The organism is Reichenbachiella sp., assembly GCF_965223055.1.
Taxonomy (GTDB): Bacteria; Bacteroidota; Bacteroidia; order Cytophagales; family Cyclobacteriaceae; genus Reichenbachiella.
The window spans coordinates 795377-808863 of record NZ_CBDCVM010000012.1 but is presented as its reverse complement, the minus strand read 5'-3'; the positions used below and the strand labels follow the sequence as shown (position 1 = coordinate 808863).

Annotated in this window: 14 protein-coding genes; all 14 read left to right on the top strand. The window is 38.4% G+C overall.

The annotated features are described in order from the left end of the window. The first annotated feature begins 298 nt into the window (after nucleotides 1–298). Complete coding sequence (locus ACOQO5_RS18900) at nucleotides 299–2215, top strand: ATP-binding protein (protein ID WP_420583251.1); 1917 nt, start codon at nucleotides 299–301, stop codon at nucleotides 2213–2215. Nucleotides 2216–2219: 4 nt separating this feature from the next. Next, nucleotides 2220–3215, top strand: coding sequence for a DUF4365 domain-containing protein (locus ACOQO5_RS18895; protein WP_420583250.1), 996 nt, complete (start codon nucleotides 2220–2222; stop codon nucleotides 3213–3215). Nucleotides 3216–3477: 262 nt separating this feature from the next. Beyond that, nucleotides 3478–3936 carry a transposase gene (locus ACOQO5_RS18890; RefSeq protein WP_420583249.1) on the top strand — a complete coding sequence of 153 codons (459 nt, stop codon included), beginning with the start codon at nucleotides 3478–3480 and terminating at the stop codon, nucleotides 3934–3936. A 389-nt stretch (nucleotides 3937–4325) separates the two neighbouring features. After that, nucleotides 4326–5087, top strand: coding sequence for a DUF6090 family protein (locus ACOQO5_RS18885; protein WP_420583248.1), 762 nt, complete (start codon nucleotides 4326–4328; stop codon nucleotides 5085–5087). 54 nt (nucleotides 5088–5141) lie between these two features. After that, on the top strand, nucleotides 5142–5729 hold the full coding sequence (locus tag ACOQO5_RS18880; protein ID WP_420583247.1) for a hypothetical protein: 588 nt from the start codon (nucleotides 5142–5144) through the stop codon (nucleotides 5727–5729). A gap of 263 nt (nucleotides 5730–5992) precedes the next feature. Next, the gene (locus ACOQO5_RS18875) at nucleotides 5993–7072 is read left to right on the top strand and encodes a glycosyl hydrolase 53 family protein (protein ID WP_420583246.1); all 1080 of its coding nucleotides are present in this window, start codon (nucleotides 5993–5995) and stop codon (nucleotides 7070–7072) included. 159 nt (nucleotides 7073–7231) lie between these two features. Further along, nucleotides 7232–8104: a sterol desaturase family protein gene (locus ACOQO5_RS18870; protein WP_420583245.1), complete on the top strand. Its 873-nt coding sequence runs from the start codon at nucleotides 7232–7234 to the stop codon at nucleotides 8102–8104. A gap of 18 nt (nucleotides 8105–8122) precedes the next feature. Then, the gene (locus tag ACOQO5_RS18865; RefSeq protein WP_420583244.1) at nucleotides 8123–8563 is read left to right on the top strand and encodes a PaaI family thioesterase; all 441 of its coding nucleotides are present in this window, start codon (nucleotides 8123–8125) and stop codon (nucleotides 8561–8563) included. Nucleotides 8564–8673: 110 nt separating this feature from the next. Further along, nucleotides 8674–8994: a hypothetical protein gene (locus ACOQO5_RS18860; protein ID WP_420583243.1), complete on the top strand. Its 321-nt coding sequence runs from the start codon at nucleotides 8674–8676 to the stop codon at nucleotides 8992–8994. Between the two features lie 14 nt (nucleotides 8995–9008). Next, nucleotides 9009–9503, top strand: a complete 495-nt coding sequence (locus ACOQO5_RS18855; RefSeq protein WP_420583242.1) for a GNAT family N-acetyltransferase — start codon at nucleotides 9009–9011, stop codon at nucleotides 9501–9503. A 64-nt stretch (nucleotides 9504–9567) separates the two neighbouring features. Further along, the gene (locus ACOQO5_RS18850) at nucleotides 9568–9897 is read left to right on the top strand and encodes a hypothetical protein (RefSeq protein ID WP_420583241.1); all 330 of its coding nucleotides are present in this window, start codon (nucleotides 9568–9570) and stop codon (nucleotides 9895–9897) included. Then, the gene (locus tag ACOQO5_RS18845) at nucleotides 9894–10388 is read left to right on the top strand and encodes a GNAT family N-acetyltransferase (RefSeq protein WP_420583240.1); all 495 of its coding nucleotides are present in this window, start codon (nucleotides 9894–9896) and stop codon (nucleotides 10386–10388) included. The genes ACOQO5_RS18850 and ACOQO5_RS18845 overlap by 4 nt, the downstream gene beginning before the upstream one ends. A 120-nt stretch (nucleotides 10389–10508) precedes the next feature. Next, nucleotides 10509–10832, top strand: a complete 324-nt coding sequence (locus ACOQO5_RS18840) for a PadR family transcriptional regulator (RefSeq protein ID WP_420583239.1) — start codon at nucleotides 10509–10511, stop codon at nucleotides 10830–10832. After that, a complete protein-coding gene (locus tag ACOQO5_RS18835) occupies nucleotides 10829–13456 on the top strand; it encodes an ABC transporter permease (protein ID WP_420583238.1) in 2628 nt (875 codons plus the stop codon). The genes ACOQO5_RS18840 and ACOQO5_RS18835 overlap by 4 nt, the downstream gene beginning before the upstream one ends. Nucleotides 13457–13487 lie beyond the last annotated feature (31 nt).

Here is a 13487-nt window from a genome sequence, read left to right as displayed (position 1 = left end):
GCGTTTTATTAAACACATATACACGTTCAATAACACGCTTATATGTTTGCTTTCTTTTTATTAACACTTCACTATCTCGTAATAAGTAGAACTTAACGACCTACGTATTTAGCACAAAACATGGTACACTCACTGGATAGCCATATTTCAGAATCAATTCAACAATCATAGAAAGAAGAAAAATACACTTTAGATCTTCTAAGTTGGTCAACATTAAAAATCAACTAGATTTGTGAAACAACCATGTGACATATAGTGGATAACACACATTATGTGCGTCATAAAACAGACCTAATCAGTGAATAAAGACAAAAATATAATTCAAGGTTCGTTATTCGAGGAAGACTACCTAATTCGAACACTAGGTAATTTAGGTAGTCAACCAGAAATAGCACTTACAGAACTTGTAGCTAATGCTTGGGACGCAGGTGCAACTTATGTGGATATTTTCATCCCTGAAAATAGAGGTGAAAAAATTACTATTGAAGACAATGGAATAGGTTTAACTAAAGAAGAGTTTTACTCCCGTTGGATGAAGTTGGGTTACAATAGACTAAGGCATCAAGGTAAAATGGTTGTTTTCCCGAACGGCTTAGAATTAAATCGATTTGCCTATGGCAGAAATGGTGTTGGAAGACACGGCTTACTTTGCTTCAACCATGAGTATAAAGTAATAACCAATAAGGAAGGTTCTCAGTCAACATTTACAATAACGACAAAAAGTGAAAAGCAACCTTTTATCATCAGTAATGAGACTTTTAATAAATCTACAAAAGCTGGAACCAGATTGGAAGTAGTTGTTCAAAAAAACCTGCCAAGAGCCGAACATATTCTCGAAGTATTATCTGCCAGATTCTTACACGATCCGAAATTTATAGTCTCAATAAATAAACAAACGATCCAACTTGAAGAACATAAGGGGTTAATTGAATCCGACGTAATTGATATAAATGATGTAAAACTGCAAATCCACCTTATAGACTCTAAAAAAGCTAGAAAATCAACACTATATCAAGGTATAGCAATTTGGCAAAGTGGTAGATTGGTAGGTGAACCTTCATGGATTATCGGACACAATATGGTTCTAGATGGAAGATCAAAAGAAGCAAAAAGATATTCTGTTGTTGTTCAAACAAAAGATTTAGCTGAATATATTAAAGAAGACTGGACGGGCTTTAAATCAGCTACGGAAATGAATCCTGTATATGATAAGATCAATGAAACTGTCCAAACAATGTTTTCCAAAATAGCCAAAGAGAATATTGAAGAAACGACAAAACAAATCAGAACTAACTACAAAAAAGAATATAATGAACTAAGTCCATTAGCTAAGTATGAATTTAATGAAGCGGTAGAGCACATTTCCATCACAAATCCAACAGCAAGACAAGATTCAATTTCATTAGCTGTAGAGACTGTGCTGAACCTTGAAAAAACTAGAAGTGGCAGCCAATTGCTCTTAAAGCTATCAAATTTATCTAATGAGGACGTAGAGGGTCTAAACACGTTATTGGATAATTGGAGTGTCAAAGACGCGCTTACAGTATTGGACGAGATCGACAAGAGAATATCCGTTATAGAGGCAATTAGAAAATTAGCCAATGACCCGACTGTAGACGAACTTCATGTTTTACATCCTTTAGTGGCTAATGCAAGATGGATTTTCGGCCCTGAATATGATTCGCCAGAATATTCATCGAATAGTCAACTACAAACTACCGTAGATAAAGTATTTGGAAAAAAAATTGATAAAGGAGCTTTTAACAACCCTCGTAAAAGGCCAGACATTGTTGTAATGGGAGAATCTTTACTTTCCATCACGGGCACGACTGACTTTGATCATGATAATGGATTAAGCTCAATTAAAAAAATACTGATTATTGAACTCAAACGTGGTGGTTTCAAGTTAGGAAGAGGAGAAAGGAATCAAGCTGTGGGATATGTTGAAGATTTCATGAATTGTGGGACTTTAATAGGAAACCCATACATTAACGCATATGTAGTTGGTGAATCATTCAGTGAAAAAGTTCAACCTATTCAATCCATAGAAAATGAGAACAAAGTAGAAATAGGGAAAGTACAAATTTGTTTATTTTCTCAGATCGTCGATTCTTCAGAGCGTAGGTTGTTTAATCTTAGAGAGAGACTTAACGAGAGATATTCTAAAGTTTCAGGTGTCGATTTATTCAATCAGCAGAAGAAATTAGCAATATAAGCCCATGCTAGCCAGAAAGAAACAGAGAGTGCTTCAACATGTAATGGAGGATAAATCGTATGAGATAATAAAACGTCAAATACCTGATCACTGGGTGATTAGAGAGTTTAACAGACCAGACTACGGTATTGATGTTGTAATTGAACTTTTCGATAAAATTAGTGAGGATGTAGCAGAAACATTAGGCGAGTTCATATATGTTCAAGTCAAATCTGTAAAGTCAATTGATATAAAGAAGGAGACTATTTATGATGTTGGAAATGTTGCTAAAGGGGCGTGGAGTGAAAATAAACAAAGGCACACAGAACTGGATGTTGTTAATTATATTCTTGACACAAATTCAATTTTCACCATTCAATCCTTAGGAGCAAGTGTGTCTGTTTTACTGTTTGTTGTTGATTTAAGTAGCGAAAACGTATACTTTATTTGCCTAAACGATTACATTGATAAAATCATTTTGCCCAAAAAACCAAAATACGTTGAGCAAAAATCTCTTTCATTAACAATTCCTGTTCTTAACAAATTGTCTGATGCTGATATAGCAACTACTGCTTTAAGATTTTATGGCAAGAGAGCCAAACTGCTTGCTGGTTTTTCTAAGTTTTCATATCAAAAAAATGAAATTGGGTATCTGTTTGGATATAAAGACTATCCAATCTGGACTTACAGAGACGAAATTGTAAAAGACAATTCTCCACAAAAGGACGAGATAATAACTCAGCTACTCTACTTTATTTCTCAAATTGAAGAAATAGATATTTGGAAGCATAATGAGTGGGCTGTTTTGCCTCAAGCTCATAAAGACCTTTTAAGTATTAAGAGCCTTCTTTTGCAAGAAGATATCGAATTAGACCTTATTAAAGATAAAGTAATCGTCTTATGGCATCAACTAACCAATCTGGGTACTATGTATGAAGACCTTTGCCGCGAATGGTATTTACCTAAATTAATAGGCTTACTTACCTCTTATCCCCAACAGCCAGATATTATAGAAGAGTAAAACTAACGCACAACATGCTGTATCAAATCATGGCGGGTTAGCTGTAATAGAAAGCTCTATTCGTTTTGGAAGCCCCGCCATATCTCAGATTAACGCTATGGAAATAAAAAGGGATAGTGCAAATCAGAGATTTGGCTATCTTGTAACCGAACCCTCTGGTCGTAGGTTAAGCGAAGCGGTCCTAGGACCATTTATGGATAAGAGCGTCCGCCCGATTGATTATAATAGCACCTCTCACTAAACCATAAACCTAATCTAATCAATGGGTAGAAAATATGCTATACGAGACCAGTTGTCCATATATAGTCTCACATTAACCGTAGTAAATTGGATAGACTTATTTATCAGAGATAAATTCAAACTGATCATACAATCCAGTTTGCAGTATTGTCAAGCAAACAAGTATTTGAAAGTCCACGCTTATTGCATTATGACCAGTCATATTCATATAATTCTAAGTGTGAGCGAAGGGGAATTATCTGATGTAATTAGGGATTTTAAAAGTCATACTTCAAGCGCTTTGAGGAAAGAATTAGTCAATAAGGAAAATTTGGAAAGCCGTCGGGAATGGTTGCTATGGATGTTTGAACGAGCTGGCAAGAAGAATAGAAGAAATGCTGATTTTCAACCGTGGCACGGTCCGACGGTTCGGCAGCACATTGATCCGATCGAATTATCTACAAATCGAATGATAGATCAACGATTAAATTATATTCATTGAAATCCAGTAGAAGCAGGATTCGTGTTTAAAGCTGAAGATTGGGTGTGGAGCAGTGCCAGACAATATGCTGGTGAAAACAGTGACATTAAGTTGTATTATTTGTGATCGAGCGGACGCTCTCATTGTTTTAGGTCTTAGCGGACCGGGTCGCGGAGACGCTACGACCAGAAGGGGGTCCGATAATTCTCTGCTAGCAGAACGCTGTTCCGCTCTGGAAGCAATGCAATTCCGAGGAATCCCATTCTGCAACCGATACATTCCTGATGAGACTGAACTACCAGACAAACCTTGACTGTGTGGAGCGGATCAGCTAGATTCGAGGTATTACAAAACTTTTCGTGGTTGGGCACACAGCCTACCATGACGTTGTACTTCATTAAAAATAACCAATGATAAAATTCTTTAGAAAAATTCGCCAAAATCTACTTTCAGAAGGAAATACAGGAAAGTATTTGAAATATGCTATTGGAGAAATAATACTTGTGGTTATTGGAATTCTAATAGCACTGCAAATCAACAACTGGAATGAGAGCCAAAAATCAGCACGGCAAGAAAAAACCTACTACTGCAAAATTGCTGAAGATTTACAGGTAGATATCCAAAATATTGATAGCTCATTGGTCACCTTAGATACACGTTTGGAAAACACAGAACGGTTTTTGAAAGCCCTTTTGAAAACCCCAAATGATAAACAAGATATTTTTAAATACTTTATACCGACGTTTAGGCATTATAAATTCATTCCAACCAAACCAGCTATTATAGATATTACGTCGTCTGGAAAACTTGAAACACTTAGAAATCAAACGTTGAAAAACAGAATTTTAAGCCACTACACAGAACAAGAGAATGCATTACAAATTATTGCTGTAAATGAAAAAGGGCATTATGATAAATTTCTTGAAATTGAAAATTATTCTGATTTTGGAATTCAAGAAATACCAGAATATCAAAACATATTTGATGAAGAATTGCAAGGATTATTATCCAGTAGGCAATGGCAACAAAATCCGAAGAACGAGTTTTTTGTAAAGATTATGGATGTAATGCTTTTTGCTGTAATTATAAATTCTCGCGAAAAACAGCTTCTTAAAGACATCAAAGCTGATGCAATAGTATTGACTGGGTTATTAGTTGAAAACTGTAATTGATATACTAAAGTTCTTTGCAAGAAAAATAACGAAAGCCCAACTAAAAATCTTGAAATGAATATCCAAACCCTATCATTTATTACATTATTAGCCATATGCTCATATTGCACTCCAGCTGATGTCTCCAATCAACCTACTTTGGCTGATTATCGGGTTGGCGAGAAATGGGTTTGGAAATACAAAGGTGTAACTACAGCGGGAGAAGTGCGCTCGGATGGCACAGACACAAGAGAGATAATCAATGTTGATGGAGTTTTAGGTATGACAGTGGAGAAGGACACCATACCGGTTTCAGATATTGTGAAACCCGAAGAGAGTGAGACACCCAAGTATGCCTGGCCCCTGGAAGTTGGGAAAAAGTGGAAATATGAGAATAGCTGGACAAGTCAAGACGGAACCACAGGCAATCAAAGTCAGGATGCAGAAGTTTTGTCTTACCAGGAAGAAACAGTAGAGGCTGGGACTTTCATGGCGTATACCATCCGATACACTGGCAAAATTTCAAACTCCAGAGGATATAGCGCAGATGAAAAGGAAGTTTGGTTGTACGCTCCTGCTGTAAAAACCTTCATTAAACTAACCCAGACTCAAGGTGATTTTAACTACGTAGAGGAACTCATCGAGTTCTCAAAACCTGAATAGCCCTTCCATGTGTGGTTTAAACGACACCTTTATTTTGTGTCGTAAAAAAGATACTAAAGCGTAACTACTCTTGGTAGCTATAGGGACCAATCCCTACTCTACTCATCATGGCTGATCGTTGCAACTTATTGCATAAATGAACTCCAACAGGCATAGAGCAATAATTCTCAGGTGTTGTTTTAAACGCCGCGTGAGATATGACGGGATTTCGCTACCTTTCTACCTTTTAAGGAATATCTGATCATTAACCAATCCTACCAAAAATGAAAAGTAAATTGTCAGCCATATTAGTTGTGCTCCTTTTTTGTCAATGCAATAAGGACGAACCAAATGCAGCAACCGAAACAAATAGGAATTTTAAGCTGGGATTCACTACATGGAGCTATGGACCAAACTTAGAAGATGTCATCGATACATACTCCTTTATCGCAAACAATGGAGACATCTATACCGAGCATATAGATAACAGTATTCCCTGGAACGCATGGATCAATGATTCAGCACTCCCTGTGGCTTTCACTAATGAAATCACCGGAAGGGCAAACATGAAAATTCCAGACAAACAATTATTACTTTCCGTTAGCCTGTTAAGCTTAAATAGAGATGAACTTGCCTTGGATTTTGATGGCACCACACCTGAATACACTCATCTGGATGACAATCATATTAAAGATGCATATTTTAAACACGTTAGTTATCTGGTGAATGCATTTAGTCCAGACTACCTTGTTATAGCCATTGAAGTCAACGAATTAAGGTTAAAGTCTCCGGAGAAGTGGGATTCGTACAAGAAATTAATTCATGACGTAAAAACAAGAATAAAGCAGTCATATCCTGATTTAAAAATTTCAGAATCAATTTCTCTACACAATTTATACAAAGAGGACGTTTCAAACCCTCAAGCCTATATTGACGAAATTTCTAGCCAAATCAATCAAAATGATTTTGTAGCGATTAGCTTTTATCCTTTCCTCAAAAACCTCAGTTCAAAAGCAGATTTTCAGGGAGCCTTAGACTTTTTACATGAGCTTACTGACCTGCCGATTGCTTTCGTCGAAACTGCACACCTGGCTGAGGACTTAGTCATTCCTAACCTAAAGGTGTCAATCGAAGGAACTGAAAACGGACAAAAAGAATACCTTGAAACTTTGATTGAGAATGCGCATACCCGCGATTACGAATTCATAATCTGGTGGGCACATAGAGACTTTGATGCGCTTTGGGAAACTTTCCCCGAAGAAGTAAAAGATTTAGGACAGGTCTGGAGAGACACCGGACTATTAAGTGAAACAGGAACAGAAAGGCCTGCATTTTCCATTTGGACGAATAGCTTGCAGCATTGAAACCACTAATCAATGTTGGAATAAAAGCGAAACTGTGCAATTTTTATCATGTCAAATCAGGTGAGAAATCTATGAGGGTTTACAACCAGCGTGAATATGTGTATTCGCTTTTGGCTGGACACTCAAACCACTTCTCACAAATGACGTAGATTTGAATCTATGAAGTATTTCGACTCATTCACCAATGCCTTTGTAGGCACAGTAGATTGGACCTGGAAGTCCATCCTCTTCGAAGTGCCCTGGTACACCAACTACTTTTGGGGATTGATTGTGATTTCATTGGTGGTGTGGGGATTGGAGATTGTATTTCCCTGGCGAAAGAATCAGCCCATCATCCGAAAGGACTTTTGGCTGGATGCGTTTTATATGTTTTTCAACTTTTTCATCTTTTCCATTGCTATCAGTGGATTCTACAAAATGCTCACTCTGATTTTCGCTGACCTGGGCATTTCCTCCAAAAGCCTGGCAATTATCGATATTACGAATTGGGCTTTGTGGGCTCAGTTGTTGGTGTTTTTTATCGTTCTGGATTTTGTGCAGTGGTTTACCCACGTACTGCTGCACCGATGGCCGGTTTTGTGGCAGTTTCACAAAGTGCACCACAGCGTGAAGGTAATGGGCTTCGCCGCACATTTGCGCTACCACTGGATGGAAAACATTCTGTATAAGCCGCTCAAAACCTTCGGGGTGATGATCTTGGGAGGTTTTGAACCTGAACAAGCCTACATCGTGCATTTTGCAGCCATCACCATCGGCCATCTCAACCATTCGAATGTAAAAATCACCTGGGGACCGTTCAAGTACATTTTCAACAATCCGGTGATGCATCTCTACCATCATGCCTACACCCTTCCAGAGGGCAAAGCAGGGGTCAACTTTGGCATTAGCCTCAGCTTGTGGGATTATCTATTCAAAACCAATTACATCCCTGAGGACAGCGGCACTATCGAGTTAGGCTTTGAAGGTGATGATCAATTCCCCCAAGATTTCCTGGGTCAAAATACTTACGGGTTTAGGAATAATACGGATTAATACTAAAGAATAAGGACCATGAATACCGAGCATTTCGAAAAACTGAGCAATATGTATTTGAGCTCTAAAGTGAATACTCAAATATTCGACACCACAGAATGCAATATCGAACACAAAAAAGCCACTATCACTTTAACAGTTGCCGAGAAATATTTTCATGCGCTAGGTGCTATTCATGGTTCGGTCTATTTCAAACTGCTCGATGATGCCGCCTTCTTTGCAGTCAACTCTATCGTGGAAGACGTATTTATACTGACCACTTCTTTCACCACCAACATTGTGCGACCTGTCAGCACAGGAAAAATCACGGCAATAGGCAAAGTTAGGTTTGTTTCCAGAAATTTATTTATTGCAGAATCATCGATGATTAATGAGGCCGGAAAGGAAATTGCCTTTGGTACAGGGCATTTTGCCAAAAGCAAAATTACGCTCAGCGAAGAGATTGGATACAAGTTGTGAAGCATGTACATTTAGTCGCCACGGAATTGACTGGAGAAATTTCAATCAAACTTTCATTTATTAGTTCGAGCGAATTATCATTGCCAATCAATTAACCAGATATTATTTATATGTTCAAATCAATTGGCAATTTCTTCAAAGGTCTATTCGAAAAAGAGCCGGAAGAGTACATCGCTAAAATCTCAAAGGAAAATCAAATCGAGCTTTACAACACTTTAAAGCTTGCTGAGGAAGTGAAAGAAGAGCAAAAGCGACAAGCCATTTTAGCTGAAAAGCGTGCAAAGAAGGAAGCAGAGATCGCCAAAAAGAAGGCTGAGAAGCAAGCGAAGATTGATGCAAAAATAGCTGCCAAAAAAGCTAAAGAAGAAGCTAAAGCCGCAGCCAAAGCCAAGAAGCAAGCGGAGAAAGAAGCCAAGAAAAAGGCAGCCTAAATAATTCAAGTATCATGATTGGGCTTGAAACCGAAAGGCTTGTTTTCAGACAATGGCTAAAATCGGATTATCCAGCCCTTGCTGATTTTTATGCTAAAGAAGAAAATGCACATTTTGTAGGCGGCATTAAACCTCCAGAAGAGGCGTGGCGGCTTATGGCTACATACATCGGGCATTACCTTTTACATGGTTATTCTTACTTGGCGCTTGAGACTATGGACTCTCATCAGCTCATTGGCACGGTAGGCTTGTGGAATTCTGACCCATGGCCTGAACCTGAATTAGGGTATTGGCTCCTTCCGGAGGCGCAAGGCAAAGGATATGCAAAGGAAGCTGGTCTGGCAGTGAAAAAATTTGCATTGGAGGAGTTGAAACTGAACTCATTGGTCAGCTATATCGATTCGAAAAACGAACCGTCCATAAATTTAGCGCTTGCTTTAGGAGCTCACTTAGATGGAACTATAGATTTGCTGGATTTCGGTCCTCACGAGGTATATCGCTATAAATAGCCGCCTCATCTCTCCAATTTTCATTATCTTGTAGGATTAGCTTACTCTAAAAGACAAGGTATATATGAAAATCAGAACAAGTACACCCTCGCCCAAGTCTAAAGAAATTGCCCGACTGTTGAACTCCAAACTACCTAAGGGCTCAGCAAAACTGTTTGGATTCGATTGCTACAAAACTATCCTGGTAAGAAAATCACCCTTAGTAGGCGTACAAATTACCAGGCGAAACCAAGAACTAATAATCGAAGGTTCATTGCCCTCTGTTTTTGCTTCCATCTTATCAAGCCTATTAATGATTGAGGGCTTTATGTACCTGTTTGAAATCATTTTTCATAAGCAATGGAAAAATTTGGAAACAGAAGTGGCTGCTGTACTATCAGACCAATATACGTGAGCCAATCAGTGAAGATCCGAAAAGCTAATCTCCGTGACTACGATGCCGTTTGGGATATCTTTTCCGCTGTGATAAAAACTGGAGACACCTATGTATTTGACCCGGAAACACCTGTGGAAGACCTACAGAAGTTATGGTTTGCCGATTACATGGACACTTTTGTGGCAGAAGAGGACGGCAAAGTACTGGGCACCTATATCATCAAACCCAATCATCCCGGGCAAGGGAGTCACATCGCTAATGGCTCTTTCATGATCCACCCAAATGCACAAGGCAAGGGTATCGGAAAGCTCCTATGCGAGCATTCGTTGGAATACGCCAAAGAAGCAGGTTATCATGCGATCCAGTTCAACATAGTAGTCAGCACGAATCAAGCAGCGGTCGAACTTTGGAAGAAGTTTGGTTTCGAAATTATTGGAACCACCCCGAATGGTTTTCGGCACGCAGCACTTGGATTGGTAGATACCTATATTATGTATAGAAAACTCTAACTGAGGCGGCTTTACACTCCAATCTTCGGTATTTTTCTTTCTATTTATGTATTTTTTCTCAAAAATAGAAACATATACTCTATCATTGCCGTTAGTATTATCTCAAAAATAGAAACATATATGAAAGGGTATTTAGGAGAATTCGAAGAACTGGTCTTGCTTACCATCGCTAACCTAGGTGAGGAAGCCTACGGACTAGCCCTGATTAGAGATATCAACGAGCGAGCCAAAAGAAATCTAAGCATGGGTGCAATGCACTCTACGCTCACCAGATTAGAGGAAAAAGGATTCGTTACTTCTTATCTCGGTGAACCTACGAAAGCAAGAGGTGGCAGAAAAAAACGCTACTTCGAGTTGACCAGTCTGGCTAAATCGAGTCTGACTGAAATGAAGTCTCTTCGTGATCAATTATGGGCTAATTCTAAAATCAAATTATCAGTATGAATCGCCCTACAGACCCATCACCTCCACTTTGGATAAAGAAACTCTTCTTGTGGTGGGCAAAGAATGCTTATATCGAAGATCTCATTGGGGATCTGGACGAATATTATATCTATAACCTGGAAGAAAAAGGCAAACTCAAAGCGCAATACTTATACTTTAAGGATGTGCTGTCATTGATTTTATCCTATGCCCTAAGCAAACGAAAAAGATCAGCTTCCTACTCAAATTATTATCACTCAAACTCAATAGCAATGGTCAAAAATTATTTCAAAATAGCTTTTAGAAATTTCTCAAAACACAAATTTTTTACTTCAATCAATATTATTGGGCTAGCCCTAGGCATGTCCATCAGTTTACTGGTACTTTCCATCACTGTAGCGGTTTACAAATCGGATGATTTGCAAGCAAAAAAGGATCGAATCTATCAAATAAATACATTTATCGACGATGGAAAAAACACCAAAACTTTCGCTTCCACTTTTTACGCAGTAGGCGATCTCCTCAAAGAAAAACACCCCTTTATCGAAAGGGTTGTTAAAATTAAAAATGGATTCAATCCTGAAATCACGCATCAAGGCAGCAAAATGAATTTTCGTGGGTATTACTCCAATGAAGCATTTTTCGATGCGTTTAGTTTTCAAATGATCAGCGGAAACCCGCAAACCGCATTAGCCAAACCTTTCAGTATAGTACTTACAAAATCAGTGGCTGAGAAACTCTATAGAGACATTGACCCGATTGGTCAGGAAGTAGAAACAGAAATGGGTTCGTTCATAGTTACTGGTGTCATGGAAGACCTTAAGCAGACCCATTTACTCTTCGATGTACTTGCTTCCTATGATACTTTCGCTGAGCTTGAAACGACCACAAACCCTAAAAATGATTGGGGAAACTTCCGTGACAACTATGTCTATGTACTCCTAAAGCCAGAAACTACTCAAAATACCTTGACTGAATCTTTGACACAAACCGCTGAAATTGCTTCAGAATTCCAACCAGAGCATACAATTAAATTCGAGTCGGTAGTTCTACAGGATGTTGTACCACGTTGGAATACCAGCAATGAACTAGGCATTAGCTGGGATAAGGCCACATTAAGTTTTTTCATGTCCATCGGACTTCTTATTCTTCTCCCAGCAGTTTTCAATTATACTAATCTCTCTATTGCCAGAGCACTCAAACGAGGTAAGGAAATAGGTATTCGCAAGGTAGTTGGGGCTGAAAAAAGGCAGATTAAGCTGCAGTTTATCATAGAAACCGTAGTACTTTCTGTGATCTCCCTTCTTGCATCCTTTTTCATTTTTACTCACCTTCAAAGAGAATTTCTAGACCTTTTAAGAGCCTCAGCGGTGATGGATACGTCTATTGGCTTTACGCTAATTGGTACCTTCATCCTCTTTGCTGTGATCATTGGGATTCTTGCCGGCTTGTTCCCTGCCGCGTATTTTTCTAGGTTAAACCCAATTTATACACTTAAAGGAGGATCACTACACCAAACTGCGAACATCTCTCATATCAAGAAAGGACTTTTTGTATTCCAATTTTTCATGTCCCTTGTTTTCATAATTGGCGTCGGTGCGCTCACTAAAGAATACGTTTATGTACTAAATACTAACCATGGTTTCGAATCTGATAATACATTGGCTGTTGAATTTCATGATATGGACAAACAGCTTGCGATCAACGAACTAAGCAATCACCCAGATGTGAAATCCATTACCACAGCCTCAAACTTGCCTGGTGTTCCATTGCCAACAATGACAGAAGCAACACCAAACGGACAAGACACAATAGATGTTAAACAAATTTTTATTGGGGATAATTTCATTGAAAATCTAGATATTAAACTCGCTTGGGAAAATAGTAACAACCTCAATAGATCTACCAAAAACGAAGAACTGGTTGTTGTCAATGAAACTTTTATGAAATCCGCTGCTGTTTTCAACTTCGAAAAGGATTCACTGACCTTCACCTTGGAAGATGGCTCTAATTGCAAAATTGTTGGGGTTTTAGAGGATTTTAACTTCGAACCTTTAGATAAAATGATTCATCCTTTAGTGCTCAGACACTCCTTGGATGAAAGCAACTATGCTTTACTAATGTTAAATTCTTCGGACATCAAGAGCACCATTGAAGAGTTAGACGAAATCTGGATTAGCATAGATCAAAAAGCAAAGTTCGAATCTTCATTCCTGGATGATGAAATCGAACGGGCCTATTACTTCTTAACGGTACAAATCAAGTTTTTTACTTTTTTGAGCACATTTGCCATTAGTATATCATGTTTGGGCTTACTGGGCATGGTCTCCTATACCACTGAAAACAGAACCAAAGAAATAGCCATTCGAAAAATCATGGGAGCAAGTAGCAAAAACTTGTACTACCTACTCACCAAAGACTTCATAAAACTGATTCTGATTTCCTCAGCGATCGCAGTTCCATTTTCCTATCTTTTCTATGAAAAGCTCTTCTTATATTTCGTTCTGCCTTATGGGAATGGACTTGGAATCATAGAAGTGCTTTTGAGTATGGTATTTTTGTTCTTAGTGGGCTTTGCGACTATCTATTGGCAAACTTCAAAAGTAGCTCATTCAAATCCAGCAAAGAACCTTAGATATGAATGATAATTAGAACAGAGATGTGCTTTGACTAAAA

Coding starts and splice junctions, on each gene's coding strand:
- ACOQO5_RS18880 (WP_420583247.1), top strand. CDS start 5,142: ATGAATATCCAAACCCTATCATTTATTACATTATTAGCCATATGCTCA.
- ACOQO5_RS18895 (WP_420583250.1), top strand. CDS start 2,220: ATGCTAGCCAGAAAGAAACAGAGAGTGCTTCAACATGTAATGGAGGAT.
- ACOQO5_RS18860 (WP_420583243.1), top strand. CDS start 8,674: ATGTTCAAATCAATTGGCAATTTCTTCAAAGGTCTATTCGAAAAAGAG.
- ACOQO5_RS18835 (WP_420583238.1), top strand. CDS start 10,829: ATGAATCGCCCTACAGACCCATCACCTCCACTTTGGATAAAGAAACTC.
- ACOQO5_RS18890 (WP_420583249.1), top strand. CDS start 3,478: ATGGGTAGAAAATATGCTATACGAGACCAGTTGTCCATATATAGTCTC.
- ACOQO5_RS18885 (WP_420583248.1), top strand. CDS start 4,326: ATGATAAAATTCTTTAGAAAAATTCGCCAAAATCTACTTTCAGAAGGA.
- ACOQO5_RS18840 (WP_420583239.1), top strand. CDS start 10,509: ATGAAAGGGTATTTAGGAGAATTCGAAGAACTGGTCTTGCTTACCATC.
- ACOQO5_RS18850 (WP_420583241.1), top strand. CDS start 9,568: ATGAAAATCAGAACAAGTACACCCTCGCCCAAGTCTAAAGAAATTGCC.
- ACOQO5_RS18875 (WP_420583246.1), top strand. CDS start 5,993: ATGAAAAGTAAATTGTCAGCCATATTAGTTGTGCTCCTTTTTTGTCAA.
- ACOQO5_RS18870 (WP_420583245.1), top strand. CDS start 7,232: ATGAAGTATTTCGACTCATTCACCAATGCCTTTGTAGGCACAGTAGAT.
- ACOQO5_RS18865 (WP_420583244.1), top strand. CDS start 8,123: ATGAATACCGAGCATTTCGAAAAACTGAGCAATATGTATTTGAGCTCT.
- ACOQO5_RS18855 (WP_420583242.1), top strand. CDS start 9,009: ATGATTGGGCTTGAAACCGAAAGGCTTGTTTTCAGACAATGGCTAAAA.